The sequence below is a fragment of the Mesorhizobium sp. M1252 genome (genome assembly GCF_040318265.1).
Lineage (GTDB): Bacteria > Pseudomonadota > Alphaproteobacteria > Rhizobiales > Rhizobiaceae > Mesorhizobium.
Genome location: NZ_JAMYLX010000002.1, coordinates 169,375 through 193,362, shown reverse-complemented (window position 1 = coordinate 193,362; position 23,988 = coordinate 169,375). Strand labels below are relative to the sequence as shown.

The following is a 23,988-nucleotide window of genomic DNA, read 5'->3' as shown; positions in this document are numbered from 1 at the left end:
CAACTATAATCCGGAGTGTCTGATATAGGTCAAAATTGACGAAGATTATTCTAAGATAGTGGTTTTGTATCTTATAAATTATGCTTGTATTGTCGGGTTCTCTAGGCTGTCGATCTTGCGCGATGCAGCATAGTCGATGGTCAAGCGTCTGACGACGCAATCCTGTGGCGGCGGCCATATGGCGCATGTCGACGAGGCAGACAGGAAGTGCCGGTGTTGGCGTAGGGAGTGACGTGCATTAGCCTTGCACCTGCCGTCACGCTTGCGTCGGATGGAGAACTGGTGCCGCTTAGGTGACTCGAACACCTGACCCCATCATTACGAATGATGTGCTCTACCAACTGAGCTAAAGCGGCCCAGGAAGCGCGAAGCCTCCAGGATCGGCTGGGTGATAGACTCAACCGGCCGCTAATTCAAGATGGGCAACCGTGATTTCAAGGCTGGATCCGGCAATTCGTCCCGTCATTTTCCATTGGCGCGGAATAAGCCATCGCCTCGTTTGCTTTTTCGATTACGCGGAGACGTCGCGCCGGACTGCGCGCAAATCGCCCGGCAAGGCGGCAAACGGACTGATTTTATTGCTAAAAGGCATCGAAATGGGCGTTGAACAGGCCTGTAAGGCAGAATGCGGGCGCTCGCCCGTTGATTGATTGGTCGCCTGCGGCTAACGATCATGGCAATGTAAGCGAACGGACAGGGGAATTCGCTTGGACGCGATCGAAAAAGCGATCCGCAACGCCTTCGAGAAAGGCAACGCCGAGGACCGGGCATTTCGCGAGCGGGTCTATCGGTCGGCTTTCGCGGCGCTCGACCGCGTGCTCCAGGCCAATCCCGGCGTGACGGTGGAAGCCGCCATCAAGCGCCGTAAGGCGGTGCAGGAAAAGATCGCCGAGATCGAATCCGAATTCCTGCCCGCGGTCCCCGATGTCGCCGCGCAGACGCAGAGCGCTGCGCAGACACAAGATACCGCGCTGACGCAACGCGTTGCGCAGCCGCAAGACGCCGTACAGGGCGCCGCCGAGGCGCCCGCGGTCGATGCCCCGACAGGTGTCGCGGCCGGACCGTCGCCGGCGATCGTCGTTGATGAACCGGTTCAGCCCGAGGCATCCGACGCGCCGCGTTCGCGCGTGCTGCCGGTCGTCCCCGACATCATGCCTGACGCCACGCTGCCCGGCGCCCCGGCGATCGATATGGCCGATTCCGCGCCGGCCGAGGCCGCGGCGGAAGTGGCGCCTGACCGTGATGAAAGGCGGATAAGGGGCCGCCGCCTGCCGCTGACGGCGATCTTCTTTGGCGTGACGTTGCTCGCCGCCGCCGGCATCGGCCTCTATTTCGCCGTGCAGACCGGGGTCTTCAAGACGCCGGCGCAACTCGACACGGCGCCGCCCGAAGCGCCGCCGACCGTCGACGATGACGACTTCACGCCGCCTGCCGATACAACTGAGCCGCAGCAGCCTGGCGCGCCGCAGCAGCCTGGTGTCGCCGAACAGACGCGCGAGTGGATCAACGTGTTTACACCCACCGATCCAACGCATGTGGCGACCCCGTCCGACGCCAAGGCCGATGTCGTGCAGGATGACACCGGCTCCTTCCTGCGCATCCGCTCCGGTGCTTCCGGCTCGGCCATCAGCTTCGATGTCGGGCAGGGCGTGCTGGAGAAGCTTGCCGGCAAACATGCCGTGTTCGACATCGTCGCCCGCGCCGAGGACGGCAAGGACACGCAGATCTCCGTCGACTGCAATTTCGGCGATCTCGGCGACTGCGGCCGCAAGCGCTATGCGGTCGGCCAGCAGCGTAACGAATATCTGTTCGACGTGAAATTCCCCGACAAGCCCCCGGGCGCGGCCGGCAGCATCGCCATCAACTCCGACTTCGACAAGCAGGGCAAGGCGGTCGACATCTACGAGATCCGCGTTTCGATCGAACCGTAAGCGCCGCCTAGCGATCAAGCAGCGCCTGCAGCGTCTCGATGCGGTCGGCTTCGGCGGTCGGCTTGTCCCAGCGCAGCCGTGAGATGCGGGGAAATCGCATCGCAACGCCGGATTTGTGGCGGGTCGAACGGTTGAGACCTTCGAACGCCACCTCCAGCACCAGGCCTTGGCTGCGGTCGGCGCGCACCGAGCGCACCGGGCCGAAACGCTCTACCGTGTTGTCGCGGACAAATTTGTCGATCTGCTTCAGCTCCTCGTCGGTGAAGCCGAAATAGGCCTTGCCGACCGGCACCAGTTCCTCTGCGCCTTCCGGCCCCGACCAGACGCCGAACGTATAGTCGGAATAAAAGCTTGACCGCTTGCCATGGCCGCGCTGCGCATACATCAGCACAGCATCGACCGTGTGCGGATCGCGCTTCCACTTGAACCACGGGCCTTTCGGCCGTCCCGCGAGATAGGGCGAATCCCAGCGCTTCAGCATCACGCCTTCGATGATCGGGTGCGGCGGCGCGCGGCGCAGTTCCTCCAGCGTTTGCCAATCCGGGAATTCGACGAATGGCGACAGATCGAAACGGTGCGGGTCCAGCGTTGTGATGAAGGCCTCAAGACGGGCCCGCCGCTCGCGGAAAGGTAGCGCGCGCAAATCTTCGCCGTTGATCTGCAGCGCATCGTAGCAGCGCATGAACGCCGGGTATTGCTGCTGTATCTTCGGGGCCACGCTCTTGCGATTGAGCCGCTGTTGCAGGTCCGAAAACGTGCCGGTCGCCGCGGGCTCGCCGACCAGCAATTCACCATCGAGCGCGGCGGAAAAATCCATTGCCTGGGCGAGATCGGGAAATGCGCCGGACACATCGTCGCCGGTGCGCGAATAGAGCCGGCGCACGCCGCCCTCGCACACCGCCTGAACGCGGATGCCGTCCCATTTCCATTCCGCGGCATAGGCGGCCGGATCGAGCTTTTCGAGGTCGCCGTCGCCGACCGGGTTCGACAGCATCACCGGACTGAACAGGGCAAGTGCGGTCCGCTTCGGCTTCTCGGCCTTGCCTTCCAGCCACGCGAACAGCGAGATATAGGGCGGCGTCAGCCCGTGCCACAGCTCCTCGATCTCGGCGACATCGACCTTGCCGAAATCGGCCAGCGCCTGTTTGGCCAGCCGCGCCGAAACGCCGATGCGCAAGCCGCCGGTGACCAGCTTGATGATGGCAAAGCGCGCCGAAATGCCGGCGCTGTCGAGCAGCCCGGCCAGCACCTTGGGTCCGTCGGAGCGGCTCGCCGCCTGCAGCGTCGCCACGACGTCGCCAAGCGTCGGCTCCCGGTTGGGGATATGTCCCGGCGTTTGCGGCCAGACCAGCGACACGGTTTCAGCGAGGTCGCCGACATAGTCGTAGGAATAGCCGAACAGCACCGGATCCATGCGCTCGGTGACCAGCGTGCGCAGCATCGCCGGCTTGACCGCCGCAATGTTGAGGTCGCCGGTGATCGCCGCCAGCGCCAGCCCGCGGTCGGGGTCCTCGACGCTGCGGAAATAGTCGACGAGCAGCGTCAGCTTGCCATTGCGCGACGGCGTCAGCACCAAGCGGTCGAGGAGTTCGGCGAAACGGTTCATGCGTCGCCCCACGCCAATGGTGAAAACCGGCGCGAGGCACCCCCCTCTGGCCTGCCGGCCATCTCCCCCTCAAGGAGGAAGATCGGATGTCGCGCCGGCCTTGGCCAATCTCCGATATTGGCGGAGATGAGCCGGCATTGGAGCTGCCAATATGCCCCCTTGACGGGGAGATGTCCGGCAGGACAGAGGGGGGCGCAACGGGTCGCGGCGCTGGTGATCACCATCAATCGCCCTCGTCCTCATAGCCCACAAGGTGCAGTGGCCTGGCGGCGATGCCTTCCAGCTCGCACCAGCGCACCAGCGCTTCCTCGCGGCCATGCGTCACCCAGATTTCGCCGGCGCCCGTCTCCTTGACGGTGGCGGTCAGTTCGTCCCAGTCGGCGTGGTCGGAAATGATCAGCGGCAGTTCGACGCCGCCTTGCTTGGCGCGCTGGCGGATGCGCATCCAGCCCGAGGCGAAGCACGAGATCGGGTCGGGAAAGCGCCGCGCCCAGCGGTCGGCGAAGGCCGATGGAGGGCCGACAACGATGACCCCAGTCAAATCCTGCTTGCCGCCGCTGTCGACGGTTGCCGGCTCCAGCGTGCCGAGGTCGATGCCCTGGCTCTGGTAATATTCGCTGAGCTTGGCCAGCGCGCCGTGGATATAGATCGGCCTGTCATAACCGGCATCGCGCAGCAGCCGCATCACCCGCTGTGCCTTGCCCAGCGCATAGGCGCCGACCAGATGCGATCGCTCGGGAAACTGCGCCGCCGATTTGAGCAGCCGGGCGATCTCCTCCGTGTCGGGCGGATGGTGAAACACCGGCAGACCGAAGGTCGCCTCGGTGATGAAGACGTCGCATTGGACCGGTTCGAACGGTGCGCAGGTCGCGTCCTTCTGGCGCTTGTAGTCGCCGGAGGCGACGATGCGCCTGCCCTTGTGCTCGACCGCGATCTGCGCCGAGCCCAGCACATGGCCGGCCGGATGGAAGGTGACGCTGACATCGTTCAGCGCCATAGCTTCGCCAAGCACGGCCGCTTGCGTTGTCCCGGCAAAATCCTCGCCATAACGCAACCCCATAATGTCGAGCGTCTGCTGCGTCGCCAGCACCGAACGATGGCCGGATCGGGCATGGTCGGAATGGCCATGCGTGATCAACGCCCGGTTGACTGGCCGCACCGGGTCGATGAAGAAATCGCCGCATGGGCAATAAAGGCCTTCAGGCCGGGGATGGAGCAGGTCGCTGGCGCGCATCCAGTCAAGATAGTGGCTAATTCCAGCGCGGGAAGCCTGTTGCAAGAGACTGCTGACTCGGCCTACAGCCAGCCACCGGCCGCATCAGCCGGCGGGGCCATCGCCATGCAACCGCTGAAAATCTCGTCCGGCGACCTGACCGCCGACCGTCGCGCCGACTATGCCGAGATGCTTTTCGGGTCGGGCGAGCACGCGGCAGCGACGGAGCTGCTGCTCGGCGCGCTGGAACTGGCGCCGCAATGGGCGGCGGGCTGGTTCCGCCTGGGCGAGATGCAGGAGGCAACGGGGCTGCTCGACCTGGCGACGCAGGCCTGGGCGACGGTGCTGAAACTGGACCCGGCGGATCGCCTGGGTGCTGCGCTGAAGCTGCAGCTGATCGGCAAGGCGCCGGCTGCCGCAGCGCCACCCAGCGCCTTCGTCGAGACGCTGTTCGACCACTATGCCGAGACTTTCGAGGACTCGCTGGTCGACAAGCTCGGCTACCGGCTGCCGGAGTTTCTCGATCGCGCCATTCGCGCGGCAAGACCGGGCCGCTTTTCGCTGGCGCTCGATCTCGGTTGCGGCACCGGTCTGATGGGCGAGAAACTGCGGCCGGTCGCCGAACGGCTGGAGGGCTACGACATCTCCGCCGCCATGCTGAAAAAGGCCCGCGCCAAGGGCGTCTACGACCTGCTCGCCAAGGCCGATCTGCAGCATTTCGCCTATGCCGGGCCGAAAGCCGATCTGGTGGCGGCGGCCGACGTGTTCATCTATGTCGGCGCGCTCGATCGCGTGGTGAAGACCGTCGCCGGCATTCTGGCCACCAATGGCCTGTTTGCCTTTTCCGTCGAAACGCCAGCCAAGGGCGGGGCGGGCGGCGACGCCGGTTTTGCGCTGCAGCCGTCTCGTCGCTACGCCCATTCTCAAGCCTATGTCGAGCGGGTGCTTGCCGCAAACGGCCTGTCGGTGCTGTCGATGCAGCCGACCGTCATCCGCTGGGATCGCCGCCAGCCGGTCGGCGGGCTTGCCGCGCTGGCGGTGCCCTCGTCCAAGGGTTGATGTCTCGTCTTGTTCGAAAACGTGAATAGGATTTTTGCGGCTGGCGCGGCATCAGGTAGGATACAAGCCGAGAAAAGCCCTCGGCAGGCATTGAGGAGGAACACATGCGCTGGAACATGATGGTCTTGGTGTCTTGCCTGGCAATGACCGGCTGCATGGGCAGTTCGATGTCGGAGCGGCAGGACCAGGACGTGCAATCGTCGCTGCAATATGACAACGTGGCTTGCGACCAGTTGCTGGCGCAGCGCAACGAACTGGCGCAGCAATACCATCTGTCGACGGACGCCAAGCCGAGCTTCTCCAATCCGGCGATGGGCTTCGGCCCGTTCACGCCGGATATGCGCTCCAAAAGCAAGCGCGATACTGATCTGGCAAGTGGCAAGATCGACGCCATGAACCGCTCGATCGTCCGCCGCGACTGCGGCAAGCCCAACAAACAGAAGAAGTTCACCCTGCCGAGCTGAACCTGAACTTCCTCAGTACCCCGCCTTGCGGTCGACCACGTTATCAAGCTTTTCGCCGCGCTCGAAGGCATCCATCTGCCGCAACATGCTCGGCGCCAGGTGGACAGGGTCGGAGGTCGCCGCCGCGTGCGGCGTCACGAACACTTTCGGGTGACTCCAAAGCGGACTGGTCTTCGGCAGCGGCTCGACCTCGAACACGTCGAGGCTCGCCTCCTTCAGCGTGCCGTCGTCCAGCGCTCGCAAGATGTCGGCGTCCTTCTGCAGCCGGCCGCGCCCGGCATTGATCAGCACCGAGCCGCCGAGGCCGTTTCGCTTGCGCAATTCCTTCAGCACGCCGTAATTGATGATGCCGTGCGTGTCCGGCGTCAGCGGCAACAGCACCACCAGTATGTCGGTGGCGTTGAGGAAGGGGATCAGCCCGGCCTCTCCGGCATAGGTCGCAACGCCTTTCATGGCCTTGTCGCTCCGCGACCAGCCATTGACGGCAAAGCCGAGCGACAACAGCACCGATGCCGCCGCGCGGCCGAGATTGCCGAGCCCCATAATGCCGACCGAGATGTCACCGGCCGGCCGCTGCGGCGGTTCGTGCCAGGTCTTCTTCGGCTGCTGCGCACGATAGAGCATGCCCTGGCGGTGATGGTCGAGCACGCGCCAGACGACATATTCGGTCATGTACTGCGTCAGGTTCTCGGCGACCACTTTGACGATCGGCACATCGGGCAGGCCGGGATCGGCGAAGATGTGGTCGACGCCGGCGCCGATCGAGAAGATTGCGCGCAGATTGGGCAGCGATTTCAGTAGGTTCGGCTTCTGCTTCCACACCACCGCATAGGTGATCGACGTATCCGAAGCGCCGTCCGGCTCCAGCACCACTTCGCGCTCGGCCGACAGCAGCTCGCGCCAGCGCTGCGGATGAAAGCCGGTGACGGCAAGCAGGATTTTGCCTTTTTCCATTTGCGGATTGTATTCCCTGTTATTCGCTGACGATACCGACCGGCGCCGTCTCGATCTTGAACGCGGCCGAGATCAGCGCCTTCGTATAGTCGGTCTGCGGCCGCTCGAAAATCTGTTCGGAAGGGCCGGCTTCGACGATCTTGCCATTGCGCATGACGATGACGTCATTGGCAAGGGCGCGAATGACTTTCAGATCGTGGCTGATGAACAGATAGGCAAGGTCGTGCCTGGCCTGCAGATTGCGTAAGAGGTCGACCACTTGCGCCTGCACGCTCATGTCGAGCGCCGAGGTCGGTTCGTCCAGCATGACGAAGCGTGGATTGAGCACCATGGCGCGCGCAATGGCGACGCGCTGGCGCTGGCCGCCGGAGAATTCATGCGGATAGCGGTTCCTGGTCGCCGGATCGAGCCCGACCTCCTTCAGCACGGCGACGACCTTGTCGTCGCGTTGATCGGGCGACAGCTTCGGCTCGTGGATCTTCAAGCCTTCCTCGATGATCTCCGAGACCGACATGCGCGGGCTGAGCGAGCCGAACGGGTCCTGGAAAACGATCTGCAACTCGCGGCGCAGCGGCCGCATGGCGTTGAAGGAAAGCTGGTTGATGTCGCTGCCATTGAACTGGATGGTGCCGGTCGATGAGATCATCCGCGCCAGCGCCAGCCCGAGCGTCGTCTTGCCGGAGCCGGATTCGCCGACGACGCCTAGCGTCTGGCCGGCGCGTACGGTGACGTCGATTCCGTCAACAGCCTTCACATTGTCGACGGTGGTGCGAAAGAAACCCTTTTTGATCGGGAACCAAACCTTGATGTCCTTGCCGGTCATAACCGGTTTGGCGGCGTCGTTGGCGGCCGGCGGCTTGCCCTTCGGCTCGGCGGCCAGGAGGTGCTTGGTATAAGCGTGCTGCGGGTTGGCGAAGATGTCCCTGGTCGGCCCGGTCTCGACGATCTTGCCTTTGGTCATCACGCAGACGCGGTCGGCGATCTTTCTGACAATGCCGAGATCATGGGTGATGAACAGCATTGACATGCCCTTGCGGCTCTTCAGCCCCGCCAGCAATTCGAGGATCTGCGCCTGGACAGTGACGTCGAGCGCCGTCGTCGGCTCGTCGGCGATCAGCAGTTCAGGCTCGTTGGCCAGCGCCATGGCGATCATGACGCGCTGGCGTTGGCCGCCGGACAGCTGGTGCGGATAGGCGTCGAGCCGCTTTTCCGGTTCGCGAATGCCGACCTCGTTGAGCAGCGCCAGCGTGCGCGCCTTGGCCTGGCGGTCGCCCATGCCCTGATGCAGCGCCAGGATCTCGACGATCTGCTGCTCGATCGTGTGCAGCGGATTGAGCGAGGTCATCGGCTCCTGGAAGATCATGGTGATCTTGTTGCCGCGCACGCTGCGCAACTGCTTTTCGTTCATCGCCAAAAGGTCGGCGCCCTGGAACAGGATCTTGCCCGAGGGATGGCTGGCCGTCGGGTAGGGCAGAAGCTTCAGCACCGACAGCGCCGAGACCGATTTGCCGGAACCGGATTCGCCCACAAGCGCCACCGTCTCGCCCTTGGCGAGATCGAAGGAGATGTGGTCGACGGCGGTCGACTCGTTGCCGCCTTGGGTGAAGGCAACGCTGAGATCGCGGACGGAGAGCAGGAGTTCGCTGCTCATCGGAACGCCTTGCGCGGGTCGAAAGCATCGCGCGTTGCTTCACCGATGAACACCAACAGCGACAGCATCAGCGAGATGACGATGAAGCCCGATATACCGAGCCAGGGGGCATTGAGGTTACTCTGCGCCTGTTTTAGCAGTTCGCCGAGCGACGCGGTGCCGGGCGGCAGGCCGAAGCCGAGATAGTCGAGCGAGGTCAGTGTCGAGATCGAGGCGCTGACCAGAAAAGGCATGAAGGTCAGCGTCGCCACCATGGCATTGGGCAGAAGATGGCGCAGCATGATGGTGCGGTTGGACACACCAAGCGCGCGGGCCGCGTTGACATATTCGAAGTTGCGCGCGCGCAGGAATTCGGCGCGCACCACGCTGACAAGCGACGTCCAGGAGAAGAGCAGCATCAGCCCGAGCAGGATGAAGAAGCCCGGCGGCAGGATGGCAGCGACGATCAGCAGCAGATACAGCAGCGGTATCGCCGACCAGATTTCTATGAAGCGTTGAAAGAGAAGGTCGGTCCAGCCGCCGAAATACCCTTGCAGCGCGCCGGCGGCGACGCCGATAACCGACGAACCCGCGGTCAGGATCAACCCGAACAGCACGGAAATCCTGAACCCGTAGATGATGCGCGCCAGCACGTCGCGCGCCTGGTCGTCGGTACCCAGCCAGTTCCAGTTGCCGACAATGCAGTCAGGATCGGCAGCGCCTTGCGGATATTGGCTGCATCGCCTCTGCGCGTCGTATTCCCATGACGGTTTTGCGGGAGCGGCGTCGGGGATCGCATTGTTGACGGTGCGGTAGGAATAGCGGATTGGCGGCCAGATCATCCAGCCATTGGCGTTGATCTCGTCGCGGATGACCGGGTCGCGATAGTCGGTGACGGCGTAGAAGCCGCCGAATTTTTCCTCGGGGTAGGCGACCGCCACCGGGAACAGGATCTCGCCTTTGTAGTAGGCGACGATCGGTCTGTCGTTGGCGATCAGTTCGGCAAACAGCGACAGCACGAACAGAGCGAGGAATATCCACAACGACCAGTAGCCGCGCCTGTTGGCCTTGAAGTTCTGCCAGCGCCGCTTGTTGAGCGGCGACAGCCAGGGGCGGGCGATCCTTGTCGGTGTGATCTCGGCTGCAGCCTGCGTCATCAGACGTCTCTCCGCTCGAAATCGATGCGCGGATCGACCCATGTGTAGATCAGGTCGGACAACAGCGTCACGAACAAACCAAGCAGCGAAAATATATAGAGGTTGGCGAACACGACCGGATAGTCGCGCGCCAACACGGACCTGAAACCGAGCAGCCCGAGACCGTCGAGGGAAAAGATGTTCTCGATCAAAAGCGAGCCGGTGAAGAAGGCCGAGATGAAGGCCGCTGGAAAGCCGGCAATGACGATCAGCATTGCGTTGCGGAACACATGTCCGTAAAGCACCCGCCGCTCCGACAGGCCCTTGGCACGGGCCGTCACCACATACTGTTTGCGTATCTCTTCCAGGAAGGAGTTCTTGGTCAGCAGCGTCGTCGTCGCGAAGGCCGACAGCACCAGCGCCGTCAGCGGCAAGGTCATGTGCCAGAAATAATCGACGATCTTGTCGGGCCACGACAATTGGTCCCAATTGTCGGAGACGATGCCGCGCAGTGGGAACCAGTCCCAGAAGGAGCCGCCCGCGAACAGCACCATCAGCAATATGCCGAACAGGAAGGCCGGTATGGCATAGCCGACGATGATCACGCCGCTGGTCCAGACGTCGAAGGCGGAGCCGTCCTTGACCGCTTTGCGGATGCCAAGGGGGATCGAGATCAGATAGGACAACAGCGTGATCCACAGCCCAAGCGAGATCGACACCGGCATCTTCTCCAGGATCAGGTCAAGAACCGAGATGTCACGGAAATAGCTGTCGCCGAAATCGAAGCGGGCATAGTTCCACAGCATCATGCCGAAGCGTTCGAGCGGTGGTTTGTCGAAGCCGAATTGCTTTTCCAGCTTCTTGATGAATTCCGGATCGAGCCCTTGCGCGCCGCGATACTTCGAGCCGACGTCACCGGCCACATCGAAATTGCCGCCGCCTCCTGCATCGCCGCCGCCGCTGCCGAGGCGGTCGCTGCCGCCCTGGTTGGTCAGGCTGGCGATGACCTGCTCGACCGGTCCACCCGGTGCGAATTGAGTGACGACGAAAGCAACCGCCATGATGCCGAACAGGGTCGGTATCATCAGCAGGATACGGCGCAGTATGTAGGCGCCCATCAGCTTTCACCCTCCCCCTTGTGGGGAGGGTCGATCCGCGAAGCGGAGCGGGGTGGGGGTAGTCTCGATCCGGCGTACGCCGTCACACCCCCACCCCGGTTCGCCATTCGCGCTGCGCACGAAGTGCTCACCGACCCTCCCCACGAGGGGGAGGGTAAAGTGCCGCGCAACAGCCTACCCTTTGCCAATTTTTGCCGCCTTGCCCTTGTCGACCCACCACAGCGCTTCGACCGGGAAGTCGAAATCGGGTTTCCGCTCGGGAAAACCGAACATGTCCCAATAGGCGCTTCGATGATTCGCCAGGAACCAACTTGGAATCCAATCCCTCCGTGCACGCAAGACCCGGTCGAGCGCGCGCATGGCAATTGTCAGGCTTTCGCGACCCTCGGCGGCACCTGCGGCGTCAACCAGGGCGTCGATGGCCGGGCTCGACGTTCCCGGCAGATTGCGAGAGCCCGATACGGTAGCTGCTCGCGAATGGAAAATGGTTTCGAGGTCGTCACGGGTTGGCGTCGCCGGAAACGAGGCCGCGACCGAGACGAGGTCGTAGTCGAACGAATTCTGCCGCAGCTGATATTGCGCGGCATCCACCAGCCGGATCGAGGCATCGATGCCGACCGCCTTCATGTTTTCGACCCAGGGCGAGTAGACCTGTTCGAAGACTTCGTCGTCGACAAGAAACTCTGCGGACAACCGACCACCCTTGTCGTTCACGACGAAATTGCCGGACCGTTTCCAGCCGGCCTCGGCCAGAAGCTTGGCCGCCTTGCCAAGCAACTGCCGGTCGCGGCCGGAGCCGTTCGACGCGTCCTGGATCACGGCTTCGCCAAAAGCCTCGGCGGGAATCTGCTCACGCAGCGGCTCAAGAAGAGCCAATTCTTGTGGCGACGGTCTGCCCTCGGCGCGAAATTCGGATTTCTCGAAGCAGGATTGCGAGCGCTCATAGGAACCGTAGAAGAAATTGCGCCGCGTCCATTCGAAGTCGAAGCAGAGCCCGATCGCCTGCCGCACGCGCGAGTCGCGAAACTGCTCGCGCCGCTGGTTGACGGCGGTGCCCTGCATCGAAGGCACCGTTTCGGCCGGGAATTCGTGCTTCACCACCTTGCCGGCAGTGAACGCTGGGAAGTCGTAGCCGGTCGCCCAGACGCGCGAGGTGAATTCCTCCCTGTAGAGGATTTCTCCCTTCTTGAACGCTTCGAAGGCAACGCTACGGTCCTGATAGAACTCAACGCGGATCCGCTGAAAATTGTTCTGGCCGCGATTGACCGGCAGGTCGTTGCCCCAATAATCAGCCACACGCTCATATTCGATCCAGGCCCCTGCCGACCAGCGACCGACCTTGTAGGCGGCTGACCCCAACGGCGGGTTCATCTGCGAGGAATCGAACGGGTTGGCCGTGTAGAACGCCTTCGACAGGACCGGGAACTCGACGACGTTGAGGATGGTGCGGCTTGTCTGCTTGCCGGAAAACCTAAGCTGCAGCGTGTGGGCATCCACGGCAATCGCGTCATCCAGATGCGTTAGCGGCAGGGAATAGTACGGGTGCCCCTTGTCCTTGAGCAGCTTGAAGGTGAAGGCGGCATCCTCTGCCGTCAATGGCGTGCTGTCATGGAAGCGGGCCTGCGGGCGCAGCGAGAAGGTGAAGTCGTTGCGGTCGTCGGAAATCGTCACGCTGTCAGCGATCAGCCCGTAAACGGCGTCAGGTTCGTCGTACGCTCTCACCATCAGTGAATCGAAGCACATCTCCGTGCGCTGGGGCGAATCGCCTTTGGGAACGAACGAATTCAGCGTGTTGAAGGTCAGCGGCGTCTGGTTGGCAAGCCAGTTGCGCGGCAGGAAGTTGAAGACGCCACCTTGCGGCGCATCGACATTGACATAGTCGAAATGAGTGAAGTCCGGCTTGTATTTGAGGTCGCCGAAAGCCGACAGTCCATGCAGTTTCACGCCGGTTGGGCTGGCGGCGAAAGCCTTGCCCGGCAGCAGCGCAGCAACGGCCGCGGCGCCACTGAGGGCCAGGAAATCGCGGCGAGGGAGCCCCGCCATCAATTGCTGCCCTTGTACTTGGCGGCCAGGGCCTTTTCCTTGTCCGCATCGATCCACCAGGAATCGATATCGGCGCCACGGTAGCCGGGCTGCTTTTCCGGGATGCCGAACTTGTTCCAGTAAGCCAGCCACACAACGGCGCGATAGTATTGCGGCACCACATAGTAATTCCACAGCAGCACGCGATCGAGCGCATGGGTGGTGGCGACGAGGTCATCGCGATCCGTGGCAAAAATGATGCGGTCGACAAGGGCGTCAACGACCGGGTTCTTGATGCCGGAATAATTGCGCGATGCCGGTGTGTCGGCGGCCTTGGAGCTCCAGAAATCGCGCTGCTCGTTGCCGGGCGATTCCGACTGTTGGAGCTGTCCTGTGATGACGTCGTAATCGAAGTTTCTGACGCGGTTGGTGTACTGGCTCGGGTCGACGATGCGCAGTGTTGCATCGACGCCGATCTTGCGCAGATTGGCGATCCAGGGGCTGGAAATGACCTGGTCGGTTTCATTCGAGCCTAGGATTTCAAACTTGAATGGCTCGCCGGTCTTGGCGTTGACCATCTTGCCGCCCTTGATCACCCAGCCGGCCTGGGCGAACAGGTCGACCGCCTGCTTCAGATATTTGCGCTCCGCCTGCGGCGAATCGTAGACCGGCAACTTGAATTCCTGGGTGAATACTTCCGGCGGCAGCTTGTCGCGGTACTTCTCCAGGATCTCCAATTCCTTGCCTTGCGGCAAGCCGCTGGAGGCTAGGTCCGTGCCCTGGAAATAGCTGTGGGTGCGAGTGTTGAAACCGAAGAACAGCGTGCGGTTCATCGATTCGAAATCGAACGGGTAGGTGAGCGCGGCCCTGACCAGACGATCGGCAAACAACCTATGTCTCTGGTTGAGCATGAAAGCCTGCATCGGCTCGGGCGAGGTGGTCTTGAACTCCTGCTTGATCACATCGCCGGCCTTGATCGCCGCGAAATCATAAAATGTCGCCCAGCGCTTCGAGCTGTTTTCCGGCTTGATATCGTCGAGGCCACCTTTCTTGAACGCCTCCCAGGAGGCGTTGTCGTCAAGAATGTAGGTGAAGTGCTGCGTGTCGAAATTCTCCCGGCCGATCTTCACAGCCAGCTTGGCGCCCCAATAGTCGGGGACGCGCTGCCAGACGATTTCCGACCCCGCCTTGAAGCTGGCGATCTTGTATGCAGCCGAGCCCAGCGGCGGCTCCAGCGTCCCCTTGGTGATGTCGCGCTTCTTGCCATTGTCGTCGGTGCCTTCCCACCAATGCTTGGGCAGCACGACAAGGTCGCCGAGGATCTTGGGCAGTTCGCGATTGCCCTTCTGGTCGAAGTGGAACTCGACCTCACGGTCCGAGACAGCGACGGCGTCGGTGACGTTTTCGAAATAGCGGCTGTACATCGGGCTGTTGGCCTTCAGCACCTGGAACGACCAGATCACGTCGTCAGTGGTGATCGGCTGTCCGTCATGCCATTTCGCCCGTGGGTCGAGCCGGTAGGTGGCCGAGGAATAGTCGGTAGGGTACTTGTAGGCATCGGCGATGAGCGGGTGGCTGACGCTGCCTTCGTCAGTCGCTTGATCCATGAGCGTGTCGTAGAGCAGGCCGCCGCCAAATGGCTGCAGGCCGGCCGCCGGCGAGCCCTGCACGACGTAGGGATTGAAGCTGTCGAACGTGCCGGAAACGACCGAATTGTAGGTACCGCCCTTCGGTGCATCCGGATTCACATAATCGTAGCGCTGGAAGTTCTCGCCATATTTGGAGGGGCCGATCAGCGAAGAGGTGGTGTGCCATTCCTGGGGGAAGGATGCCTGCAGGCCGCCTGCGAGGGCGCCCACAACCAGAAAGGACCTCAGAAGCGTTCGGCCAACCGTCATGCGTTCTCCTCGTCGCGATGCCCGGCAATCCTAAATGATTTGACGCCGGTGAAAACCGCCATGCGGCGGCTTTGTCGCCGCATATGCGATTTTCCTAACAAAAAGCCGGGCTGAACCCGGCTTTTTTGAGGTCATGGAGATGACAATTCGGTTATTTGGCGGGCGCCGGTGCCGGCGTCGCAGGGGCTGGAGCTGCACCTTCAGCCGGCTTGGCCGGAGCGGCACCCTCGGCCGGCTTGGCCGGCGCCGTTGCATCGGCGGCGGCACCTGGCGTCGGCAGCGGCTTCGGGCTATCCGACAGCGTGCGCAGATAGGCAATGACGTTGGCGCGGTCCTCGTCCTTCGGCAGGCCGGCAAAGCCCATCGCCGTGCCCTTCACGAATTTCTTCGGCGAGGTGATGAAGTGGTTGAGATTGTCATAGGTCCACTTCTCGGCGCCGCCCTTGGAAAACTCCTTCATGCCGGCCGAATAGGCAAAGCCCTCATGCTCGGCGACGGGGCGGTCGACGATGTCCCAGAGATCCGGGCCGACCTTGTTGGGGCCGCCTTTTTCGCCGGAATGGCAGGCCTGGCATTTCTTAAAGACGGCCGCACCTTGCTCGACATTGGCGGTGGCCAAAAGGTCGGCGATCGGCTTCGCCTCTGCTGCGGGTCCGGCGGCGCCGCCTTCGGCAGGCTCCGTCGCCTCGACGGCAAAGCCGGGTTTTTCCGGCGCCGGCGAGGCAAACAGGGCGTCGGACACCAAACCGACCGAGAAGACGACGAAACAGGTTCCAAGCAACCCGGCGAGCAGTTTGTTGACTTCGTTGGAATCCATACGCCCCAGGGCTCCCTTTTCCGGCGGACCTCTCCGTCCACTCCGTCCGTCGGTATCGTGACCCACCCCGTCGAGCCGGTCAAATCGGGCGGAAACTAGGTCTTTTGCTTGGGCGTTGCAACACCTATAAGGGCGCTTCCAGTGAGACCTTTTGCCACTTTCCCCATCCTCTTTCGAACGCCTTGCAACCTCGATGTCCACGCTCATCCTGATCCCGGCCCGCATGGCCTCGACGCGCCTGCCGGGCAAGCCGCTGGCCGACATAGCCGGCGCGCCGATGATCGTCCATGTCGCCCGCCGCGCCGCTGAGGCTGGGCTTGGCCGGGTAGTGGTGGCAACCGACACGCGCAACGTGGCCGAAGCGGTGCGCGCGCACGGTTTCGAGGCGGTGATGACGCGCACCGACCACGAATCCGGTTCCGACCGTATCTTCGAGGCGCTGACCGCCCTCGACCCCGATCGCAAGGTCGAAACCATCGTCAATGTGCAGGGCGACCTGCCGACCATCGATCCCAAGATCATCGGTGCGGCGCTGAAACCGTTCGAGGACGCTGCGGTCGACATCGCCACGCTCGGCGTCGAGATCGTCCGCGACGAGGAAAAGGCCAACCCCAACGTCGTCAAGATCGTCGGTTCGCCGTTGTCGGCGACGCGGCTGAAGGCGCTCTATTTCACCCGCGCCACCGCGCCCTGGGGCGAGGGGCCGCTCTATCACCATGTCGGCCTCTACGCCTATCGGCGCTCAGCCCTCGAACGCTTCGTCGCGCTAAAACCTTCGCCGCTCGAACGGCGCGAGCGGCTGGAGCAGTTGCGGGCGGTGGAGGCCGGTATGCGCATCGATGCCGAGATCGTGCAATCGCTGCCGCTGGGCGTCGACACGCCGGAAGACCTCGAACGCGCCCGACAAATTCTTTCCTGAGACCTTCAACCTGAGATATCGGCATGCCTGACAAGACCAACAGAATAGCCTTCCAAGGCGAACCGGGCGCCAATTCCGACACCGCCAGCCGCAACATGTTCCCTTCGATGGAGCCGTTGCCGTGCCCCACCTTCGAGGATGCCTTCAACGCGGTCGAGACCAACAAGGCCGACCTCGCCATGATCCCGATCGAAAACACCATCGCCGGCCGCGTCGCCGACATTCATCATCTCTTGCCGGAATCGAAACTCCACATCGTCGGCGAGTATTTTCTGCCGATCCACTTCCAGCTGATGGTGCTGCCAGGCGTCAAACGCGAAGAGATCAAGACCGTGCACAGCCATATCCATGCGCTGGGACAGTGCCGCAAATACATCCGCAAGAACGGTTGGAAGCCGGTGATCGCCGGCGACACGGCGGGCTCTGCGAAGCTGGTCTCGGAGCTCAAGGACCGCACCATGGCCTCGCTCGCCCCGGCGCTAGCCGCAGAACTCTACGGCCTCGACATCATCGAGAAGAACGTCGAGGACACGGATTCGAATGTCACCCGCTTTGTCGTGCTGACCAAGGACAAGCGATTGGCCGAACGGCCCTCGGCCGACACCAAGATGATGACGACCTTCATGTTCCGTGTCCGCAACGTGCCGGCTGCGCTCTACAAGGCAATGGGCGGTTTCGCCACCAACGGCGTCAACATGACGAAGCTGGAGAGCTATCAGTTGGGCGCCTTCACCGCGACGCTGTTCTACGCCGATATCGAGGGCCATCCCGACGATCCACTGGTCAAGCTGGCGCTGGACGAACTGCGCTTCTTCTCGCGCGAAGTGCGCATTTTGGGTGTCTATCCCGCCAGCGAGTCGCGCGAGCAGTGGAAGGTCGCGGACTAAGGTTCCCTAAACCAGCAGGGTCAGCGGCACATAGTCGATTTCCATGAAGGTTTCGACTTCCGGGATCCAGCGGTCGCGCACGAAGGCAACGTGGTCGGGATGCTCGTTATATCTGGTGTAGGCGGCCTGATCGACGAACTCCATCGAGAAGCCGAAGTGATAGTCGTTTTTCGGGCTGACTTGCCGCAGCGGCTCGAAATGGGTGACGCCCTTGATTGCGCTGAGAATGCGCTTGGCATCGGAGAGGAACCGCTTTTCCTCCAGCGAGTACTGCGGGTGCTTCAGGGTGAAAACCACGGTGTGACGGATCATTTTTTGCTCCCGTTAAGCAATTCCAGGAAAAGTGTGAAGCGGTTTTCCGTCCGGAATTGCGTAAAATAACAAGTCTTATTCGCTGTCGACCCAGGCGCGGATCAGATGATGCGCGATCGCGCCTTTCGGCGGCGTGACCAGATTGTCCTTGTGCGTCCTCTCCAGCATGGAACGCACCTCGTCGCGAAAAAACCAGCGGCAATCTTCCAACTCGTTGAGATCGGCCTGGATGTCGTCATTGAGCGGTTCGCCGAAACAGCCGATCATCAGCGAATAGGGGAACGGCCAGGGTTGGCTGGCATGGTAGACGACGCGGCCGAGCCGGATGCCGGCTTCCTCCAGCGTTTCGCGGCGCACCGCCGCCTCGATCGTCTCGCCCGGCTCGATGAAGCCGGCAAGCGCCGAGTACATGCCGGGCCCGAAATGCCGGCCGCGGCCGAGCAGGCATTTTTCCCGCGTCGCCGTCAGCATAATCGCCACCGGATCGGTGCGTGGAAAGTGCTCGGTGCCGCAATTTGGGCAATGGCGCTTGTAGCCGCCGGCCCGCATATGCGATTCATGGCCGCATTTGCTGCAGAAGCGATGGGTGGCATGCCAGGCAAGCAGGGCGGCGCCTTGCGCCAGCGCGCCCGCTGCCGCCTCGTCGATCAGCCCCTGCATATAGACCGAGCGATAATCGATCGCCTTCATGGTCTCCGGTAGCTGTTCGGGATCGAGGCCGACCGGCACGGCAAGGACCGGGCCGCTCTCGGCAAAGCCAAGCAGCACGCCTTGTGCGAGTGATGGCTGCAGCTTCTGGCTCTCAGCCAGATCGAACCAAGGGTCGAAGCTGCCATCGTGCAATTTCAGATACAGCCGTCCGCCATGCATCGGCAGAAGACGTGCCGAGGGATCGGCCAACGCCCTTTCGACGGAATCGTCGGCGCGGTTCTCGGATTGCCGATCAATCGTGTTTCCGGCGAAGCCGACGAACTGGCTCGGTTCGCGCAAGGGCGCGTCAAAAAGGCGAAAGGTCATGGAAGCTCGAACGTCTAGGGATGGACACAGGCGGCTTATAGCGCCGCCTTGATCTGTTGCGCAAATTGGCGGATGCCTGAACGCTCATAGGGCTCGCGCATGCCGTGCCCCCACACCGGCCCCGGCCAGCCCGGATCGCCTTCCGAGCGGGCGATGACGTGGACATGCAATTGCCGAACGATGTTGCCGAGCGCGCCGGTGTTGATCTTGGTGCAGCCCGTGGTTCTTTTCAGCGCCTGCGCCACCATGTTGGTTTCGAAGGTCAACATCGCCTGGTCGAGCGGCGTCATGTCGTGGATTTCTTCGGCCCCCGGCCGCTGCGGCACCAGGACCAGCCATGGCCAGCGGCTATCGTTCATCACCCTGAGCTCGCACAGGCCGAGCCACATCAGCTGCTCGCTATCCGCCTCCAGCCTGGAGTCGAGCGTGAATCCGGCCTTGAGGCCCGGTAGCATTGGCGTTTCCCTTGCGCTTCTCGCATTATTCCCAAACTCATGACGCTAGAGCGGCTGCACGGGGGCTGCAAGCGATTCATTGAGCGGCGGAGTTCAAGGGCATCCGATTCTCAATGCACCCTTGCATTTGATCGCTGAATTGCCGATATGGAACGCGGGAGGTTGGTGGTGGACGATCCACTCGCCAACCGGGTCAGGTCCGGAAGGAAGCAGCCCTAACGAGCCCGGAACGGGTCATTGTTCCAGCCTCCCACCTCATCGGCCCCTCTCGCGACATTGACGACGCATTGCAGCGCGGGCGAGACTATTGGAGCAATTCCAGGGAAAGTGTGAGCGGTTTCCCGTCCGGAATTGCGTTAAAGCAAAGGGTAGAGCGGTTTGCCGTTTCAGAAAACGGTGAAACGATCTAGCAGGAATCGGCTACGCTGAGACGCGGCCTTTTGGAGCTTTACGGGCGAATGAGCGAAGCCGGAAATTCGGACCCCGAAAACCTGGAGAAGCAAAAGGCCGTCGCCTATCGCGTGCTGGCGCGCAAATATCGTCCGTCGAATTTCTCGGAACTGATCGGCCAGGAGCCGATGGTCCGCACTTTGACCAACGCTTTCTCCACAGGCCGCATCGCCCAGGCCTGGATGCTGACCGGCGTGCGCGGCGTCGGTAAGACCACGACGGCGCGCATCCTGGCGCGGGCGCTCAACTACAAGACGCCGACGGTCGACCATCCCTCGGTCGACCTCGCCCTCCTGGGCGAGCACTGCCAGGCGATCATGGAAGGCCGCCATGTCGACGTCATCGAGATGGACGCCGCGTCGCATACCGGCATCGACGACATCAGGGACATTATCGAGCGCGTGCGCTATGCCCCGGTGTCGGCGCGCTACAAAGTCTACATCATCGACGAAGTGCACATGCTCTCCACCCAGGCCTTCAACGGCCTGTTGAAGACGCTGGAAGAGCCGCCGCCGCACGTCAAATTCATCTTTGCCACCACCGAAATCCGCAAAGTGCCGATCACCGTGCTGTCGCGCTGCCAGCGTTTCGACCTGAGACGCATCGATGCCGGCGCGCTGGTCGCGCATCTCGCCTCCATTGCCGGCAAGGAAGGCATTTCGGTAGACGACGACGCGCTGGCGATGATCGCGCGCGCCGCCGAAGGCTCGGCCCGCGATTCGCTCTCCATCCTCGACCAGGCAATCGCCCATGGCGGCGGCGCCGTCAGCGCCGAAGCGGTGCGCGCCATGCTGGGTCTCGCCGACCGCGCCCGCATCGTCGACCTGTTCGAACATGTCATGAAAGGCGATGTGGCGGCCGCCCTTGCCGAATTCCGCAACCAGTACGACACCGGCGCCGATCCGGCTGCCGTGCTGACCGATCTGGCCGAATTCAACCACCTCGTCACCCGGCTGCGCTTCGTGCCGACGGCTGCCGACGACGCTTCCCTGTCCGAGGATGAGCGCCGCCGCGGCGCCGACTTCGCCAGCACGCTGTCGGTCAAGGTTCTGTCGCGAACCTGGCAGATGCTCTTGAAAGGCATTCCCGAGGTGCAGTCGTCCAACCGACCGGTCAGCGCCGGCGAGATGGTGCTGATCCGGCTGGCGCATGCCGCCGACCTGCCGACGCTGGACGAGGCGCTGAAATCTCTAGAGAGCGGCGCTCCGGCGTCCGGTGGTGTTTCACGCCCGAATGGTGCGCCGGTAAATGCCGGCAATGGCGGCGGCGCCAGCGCGGTAGCGCAGACCCGGATGCCGTCCGGGCCAGCCGGTGCGCAAACCATGCGATTGGTCGACGCGCCCCCGGTCGCCTTTGTCGCGCCTCCGCAGCCGGTCGTCGAGCCGCAATCGCCGCCGCTGAAATCGCTGGCCGATATTGTCGCTCTTGCCGACGCGCAGCGTGACATCGCCTTCAAGGTGCTGGTCAAGAGCTGTATTCGCCTGGTGCGCATCGAGCCCGGCCGTATCGACGTCGGCCTGACCGCCGATGCGCCCAAGATGCTGCTCAACGACTTGACGACGAAGCTGCGGGCCTGGACCGGCCGCAACTGGCTGGTGTCATTGTCGAAGGAAGAGGGCGGCCAAACGCTGGCCGAGATGGAATCGACCAGGCGCGAGACCGCTTTCTCCGACGCGAAAAGCGATCCGGCGGTGGCCGCCATCCTCGCGCGCTTTCCCGGCGCCAAGATCATCGACGTGCGCATTCCCGACGCGCCGGAAGTCGACACCGACAAGGCCGAAGCGCCGGTCGAGCCGCCGTCCGACGACGACGAAACCTGACCATAGCCACGAATCCGCAAAGGACCCGACCATGAAAGATCTTCTCGGCCTGATGGGCAAGGCGAAGGAAATGCAGGCCAAGTTCCAGGCCATGCAGGACGAGATCGCGACGATTGAAGCAAGCGGGCAGGCGGGCGGCGGGCTGGTCAATGTCACGCTGACCGGCAAGTTCGAAATGAAGTCGCTGAAGATCGATCCGTCGCTGTTCAAGGAGGACGAGGTCGAGATTCTCGAAGACCTGCTGCTGGCCGCTCACAATGACGCCAAAAATAAGGTCGAGCAGATTATGCAGGAGAAGACCAAGGCGCTGACGGCAGGCTTGCCGATCCCGCCCGGAATGAAATTGCCGTTCTGAGCCGGCTCCAACCAGTTAATTGATTATGAAGGGAAATCGGCTGCGGGGGCTGTTGTTAAGACTTTCTCCGGCTTTGCTCACGCGGACATATCCGGGCATTTATAAAGTTTTACCTATGCTGCACGAAAGCTAATCCTTTAGCCATCTTTTTGCCTTTAAGAGTCTCATTCTTGCCACATCTCGGGGCGGGCTGGCATCTGGACAATGAGGCATTTTTTGTTGATCGCGACGCGATGGAAGACGCCGCTTCTGCTCGGCATCATCTTCTCCCCTATGTTCCTGGCCGGTTGCAGCCAGACCACGTCTTCGCACGGCCTGTCGGTCGCCAGCCTGACCGACGCCATCACGCCCAGCTTCCTTTCGACGCGCGCCTACCGCAACACGCCGAAGGAGAAGGAATGCCTGGAGCGGGCGATGTTCTTCGAGTCCAACCGCTCGAGCCGTGACGGCATGATCGCCGTCGGCACGGTGGTGATGAACCGGCTGCGCTCCGGCAATCATGGCAGCACCATTTGCCAAGTGGTTGGCGAACCGGGCCAGTTCGCGCCCGGCGTGATGACGCGGGCGATGAATTCGAAAGCGATGCCCGATGTCGAGGAGGCCGCCGATGCGGTGCTCAAGGGCGAGCGCAAGGCCAAGCTGAAGAACACGATGTACTTCCACACCGCCGGCCTGAGGTTCCCCTACAAGAACATGCATTACACCATGGTTGCCGGCGGCAACGCCTTCTACGAGAAGCGCGGCCGCAACTGGCAGCCGCTGCCGGATGAATCCACGACCATGGTTGCCTCGGCGCAGCCGCGCGCTCCTGTGCCTGAAGCGCCGGTGCAGGTTGCCTACGCCGAGCCGGTGGTGAAGACCATTGTCCGTCCAGATCCTGCCAAGCAGGCCGCGGCGGTTCGCGCAGCCAAGGCGACACGTGCCCCGGCCGAGCAGACCTATGTGACGGCTTCCGCGGCGCCCGCTAAGAGCGCCCGCGTCGCCGCCAAGCAGACGGAGGTGGCGATGCAGGAGCCGATGGCCGAGCCCGATGCCTCGCGTTTCGGCGGCACGCTGAACGCCCGCTACGTCACCTTGGTGCCATCGGCGACGCAGGAAGCGTCGATGGGCTTCCAGTCGACGCCTGAGAACACCGACGATATCGGCGCAATGATCGTCGATCAAACCCGGCCGCTCTCAGCCTACTGACGCCCAGAACATTTTCCGAGCCCGCCATGGCAGCATGGCGGGCTCGGTGCGTATGCGCATGTTTCAAAGCGCGCGGAAAAATCCTAGATCAGTGCGATGTCAAAGCGAATCGCCGGTCCCGAGATCGAACGCCTGATCCAGCTCCTGGCCAAGGTGCCGGGGCTAGGGCCTCGTTCGGCCAGGCGTGCGGCACTGCACCTGATCAAGAAGAAGGAGCAGCTTTTGTCACCGCTCGCCGCCGCCATGGCTGAAGCCGCCGACAAGGTGCGCATCTGCACGACCTGCGGCAATGTCGATACCTCCGACCCTTGCATGATCTGCACCGATCCGCGCCGCGATGCCTCGACGCTGATCGTCGTCGAGGATGTCTCCGATCTCTGGGCGCTGGAGCGGGCGGCGGCCATGAATGTGCGCTACCACGTGCTCGGCGGCACGCTGTCGCCGCTCGACGGCATCGGTCCCGAACAGCTCAACGTGCGCTCGCTGGTCGACCGCGTTGCCGGCGGTGAGGTGAAGGAGGTGATCCTTGCCGTCAATGCCACCGTCGAGGGCCAGACGACGGCGCACTATCTCACCGACCAGTTGTCGGGCTTCGAGGTCAAGGTGACACGACTTGCCCATGGCGTGCCGGTTGGCGGCGAGCTTGATTATCTGGATGAGGGTACGCTGGCAGCCGCGTTGCGATCGCGGACGGCGTTTTGACGCAATTGGCGGGGATGCTCCGGAGATGACAGCAT

Annotated in this window: 22 protein-coding genes, 1 tRNA gene and 1 other RNA gene; 11 read left to right on the top strand and 13 right to left on the bottom strand. The window is 62.6% G+C overall.

Translation table 11 applies throughout. The features are described from left to right. Nucleotides 1-280: 280 nt before the first annotated feature. Nucleotides 281-356 (bottom strand) — tRNA-Thr (locus NKH22_RS04500). A gap of 72 nt (nucleotides 357-428) precedes the next feature. Between NKH22_RS04500 and NKH22_RS04495 the strand changes: the two genes are divergently transcribed. Continuing rightward, nucleotides 429-650 carry a hypothetical protein gene (locus NKH22_RS04495; RefSeq protein ID WP_155921595.1) on the top strand — a complete coding sequence of 74 codons (222 nt, stop codon included), beginning with the start codon at nucleotides 429-431 and terminating at the stop codon, nucleotides 648-650. A 57-nt stretch (nucleotides 651-707) separates the two neighbouring features. Further along, nucleotides 708-1,931 carry a hypothetical protein gene (locus tag NKH22_RS04490; RefSeq protein ID WP_352461746.1) on the top strand — a complete coding sequence of 408 codons (1,224 nt, stop codon included), beginning with the start codon at nucleotides 708-710 and terminating at the stop codon, nucleotides 1,929-1,931. A 7-nt stretch (nucleotides 1,932-1,938) separates the two neighbouring features. Here NKH22_RS04490 and NKH22_RS04485 read toward each other — a convergent pair whose 3' ends face one another. Next, on the bottom strand, nucleotides 1,939-3,537 hold the full coding sequence (locus NKH22_RS04485; RefSeq protein ID WP_352461745.1) for a cisplatin damage response ATP-dependent DNA ligase: 1,599 nt from the start codon (nucleotides 3,535-3,537) through the stop codon (nucleotides 1,939-1,941). A 223-nt stretch (nucleotides 3,538-3,760) separates the two neighbouring features. Beyond that, nucleotides 3,761-4,771 carry a ligase-associated DNA damage response exonuclease gene (locus NKH22_RS04480; protein WP_352909195.1) on the bottom strand — a complete coding sequence of 337 codons (1,011 nt, stop codon included), beginning with the start codon at nucleotides 4,769-4,771 and terminating at the stop codon, nucleotides 3,761-3,763. A gap of 105 nt (nucleotides 4,772-4,876) precedes the next feature. Between NKH22_RS04480 and NKH22_RS04475 the strand changes: the two genes are divergently transcribed. Together NKH22_RS04475 and NKH22_RS04470 are read left to right on the top strand one after the other, a co-directional pair. Then, the gene (locus tag NKH22_RS04475) at nucleotides 4,877-5,809 is read left to right on the top strand and encodes a methyltransferase domain-containing protein (protein ID WP_023682041.1); all 933 of its coding nucleotides are present in this window, start codon (nucleotides 4,877-4,879) and stop codon (nucleotides 5,807-5,809) included. 104 nt (nucleotides 5,810-5,913) lie between these two features. Further along, nucleotides 5,914-6,273, top strand: a complete 360-nt coding sequence (locus tag NKH22_RS04470) for a hypothetical protein (protein WP_352909023.1) — start codon at nucleotides 5,914-5,916, stop codon at nucleotides 6,271-6,273. Nucleotides 6,274-6,285: 12 nt separating this feature from the next. On the opposite strand, the gene NKH22_RS04465 is transcribed toward NKH22_RS04470, so the two are convergent. From NKH22_RS04465 to NKH22_RS04435, 7 genes are all read right to left on the bottom strand, one after another. Then, nucleotides 6,286-7,227: a 2-hydroxyacid dehydrogenase gene (locus NKH22_RS04465; RefSeq protein ID WP_352909022.1), complete on the bottom strand. Its 942-nt coding sequence runs from the start codon at nucleotides 7,225-7,227 to the stop codon at nucleotides 6,286-6,288. 19 nt (nucleotides 7,228-7,246) lie between these two features. Then, on the bottom strand, nucleotides 7,247-8,878 hold the full coding sequence (locus NKH22_RS04460) for an ABC transporter ATP-binding protein (RefSeq protein WP_023688772.1): 1,632 nt from the start codon (nucleotides 8,876-8,878) through the stop codon (nucleotides 7,247-7,249). After that, nucleotides 8,875-10,014, bottom strand: a complete 1,140-nt coding sequence (locus NKH22_RS04455) for an ABC transporter permease (protein ID WP_023682037.1) — start codon at nucleotides 10,012-10,014, stop codon at nucleotides 8,875-8,877. The genes NKH22_RS04460 and NKH22_RS04455 overlap by 4 nt, the downstream gene beginning before the upstream one ends. After that, a complete protein-coding gene (locus tag NKH22_RS04450) occupies nucleotides 10,014-11,111 on the bottom strand; it encodes a microcin C ABC transporter permease YejB (RefSeq protein ID WP_023669509.1) in 1,098 nt (365 codons plus the stop codon). Before NKH22_RS04450 ends, NKH22_RS04455 begins: the two co-directional genes overlap by 1 nt. Nucleotides 11,112-11,285: 174 nt before the next feature. After that, complete coding sequence (locus NKH22_RS04445) at nucleotides 11,286-13,154, bottom strand: extracellular solute-binding protein (RefSeq protein ID WP_023682036.1); 1,869 nt, start codon at nucleotides 13,152-13,154, stop codon at nucleotides 11,286-11,288. Beyond that, nucleotides 13,154-15,031, bottom strand: a complete 1,878-nt coding sequence (locus NKH22_RS04440) for an extracellular solute-binding protein (RefSeq protein ID WP_023682035.1) — start codon at nucleotides 15,029-15,031, stop codon at nucleotides 13,154-13,156. The genes NKH22_RS04445 and NKH22_RS04440 overlap by 1 nt, the downstream gene beginning before the upstream one ends. Nucleotides 15,032-15,182: 151 nt before the next feature. Further along, the gene (locus tag NKH22_RS04435; RefSeq protein WP_352909020.1) at nucleotides 15,183-15,848 is read right to left on the bottom strand and encodes a c-type cytochrome; all 666 of its coding nucleotides are present in this window, start codon (nucleotides 15,846-15,848) and stop codon (nucleotides 15,183-15,185) included. Between the two features lie 193 nt (nucleotides 15,849-16,041). Between NKH22_RS04435 and NKH22_RS04430 the strand changes: the two genes are divergently transcribed. Then, nucleotides 16,042-16,767: a 3-deoxy-manno-octulosonate cytidylyltransferase gene (locus NKH22_RS04430; RefSeq protein ID WP_023669513.1), complete on the top strand. Its 726-nt coding sequence runs from the start codon at nucleotides 16,042-16,044 to the stop codon at nucleotides 16,765-16,767. 23 nt (nucleotides 16,768-16,790) lie between these two features. Further along, on the top strand, nucleotides 16,791-17,654 hold the full coding sequence (locus tag NKH22_RS04425) for a prephenate dehydratase (protein WP_023682034.1): 864 nt from the start codon (nucleotides 16,791-16,793) through the stop codon (nucleotides 17,652-17,654). A 6-nt stretch (nucleotides 17,655-17,660) separates the two neighbouring features. Here the strand turns inward: NKH22_RS04425 and NKH22_RS04420 are convergent, their stop codons facing one another. The 3 genes from NKH22_RS04420 to NKH22_RS04410 form a co-directional block, all read right to left on the bottom strand. After that, nucleotides 17,661-17,966: a Dabb family protein gene (locus tag NKH22_RS04420; RefSeq protein WP_023669515.1), complete on the bottom strand. Its 306-nt coding sequence runs from the start codon at nucleotides 17,964-17,966 to the stop codon at nucleotides 17,661-17,663. A gap of 75 nt (nucleotides 17,967-18,041) precedes the next feature. Further along, entirely contained in the window at nucleotides 18,042-18,983 is a 942-nt protein-coding gene (nudC, locus tag NKH22_RS04415) for an NAD(+) diphosphatase (protein WP_023682033.1), read from the bottom strand. 35 nt (nucleotides 18,984-19,018) lie between these two features. Then, nucleotides 19,019-19,438 carry an HIT domain-containing protein gene (locus tag NKH22_RS04410; RefSeq protein WP_023682032.1) on the bottom strand — a complete coding sequence of 140 codons (420 nt, stop codon included), beginning with the start codon at nucleotides 19,436-19,438 and terminating at the stop codon, nucleotides 19,019-19,021. A 157-nt stretch (nucleotides 19,439-19,595) separates the two neighbouring features. Here NKH22_RS04410 and ffs point away from each other — a divergent pair. The 5 genes from ffs (at nucleotide 19,596) to recR (ending at nucleotide 23,953) form a co-directional block, all read left to right on the top strand. Then, nucleotides 19,596-19,692, top strand: an RNA gene (gene ffs / locus NKH22_RS04405) — signal recognition particle sRNA small type. 204 nt (nucleotides 19,693-19,896) lie between these two features. Further along, entirely contained in the window at nucleotides 19,897-21,708 is a 1,812-nt protein-coding gene (locus NKH22_RS04400; RefSeq protein ID WP_352909018.1) for a DNA polymerase III subunit gamma/tau, read from the top strand. A 31-nt stretch (nucleotides 21,709-21,739) separates the two neighbouring features. Continuing rightward, entirely contained in the window at nucleotides 21,740-22,063 is a 324-nt protein-coding gene (locus tag NKH22_RS04395; protein ID WP_023669519.1) for a YbaB/EbfC family nucleoid-associated protein, read from the top strand. A gap of 219 nt (nucleotides 22,064-22,282) precedes the next feature. Next, a complete protein-coding gene (locus NKH22_RS04390; RefSeq protein ID WP_023703499.1) occupies nucleotides 22,283-23,251 on the top strand; it encodes a cell wall hydrolase in 969 nt (322 codons plus the stop codon). Nucleotides 23,252-23,347: 96 nt separating this feature from the next. Further along, nucleotides 23,348-23,953, top strand: coding sequence for a recombination mediator RecR (gene recR / locus NKH22_RS04385; protein ID WP_023688760.1), 606 nt, complete (start codon nucleotides 23,348-23,350; stop codon nucleotides 23,951-23,953). Nucleotides 23,954-23,988 lie beyond the last annotated feature (35 nt).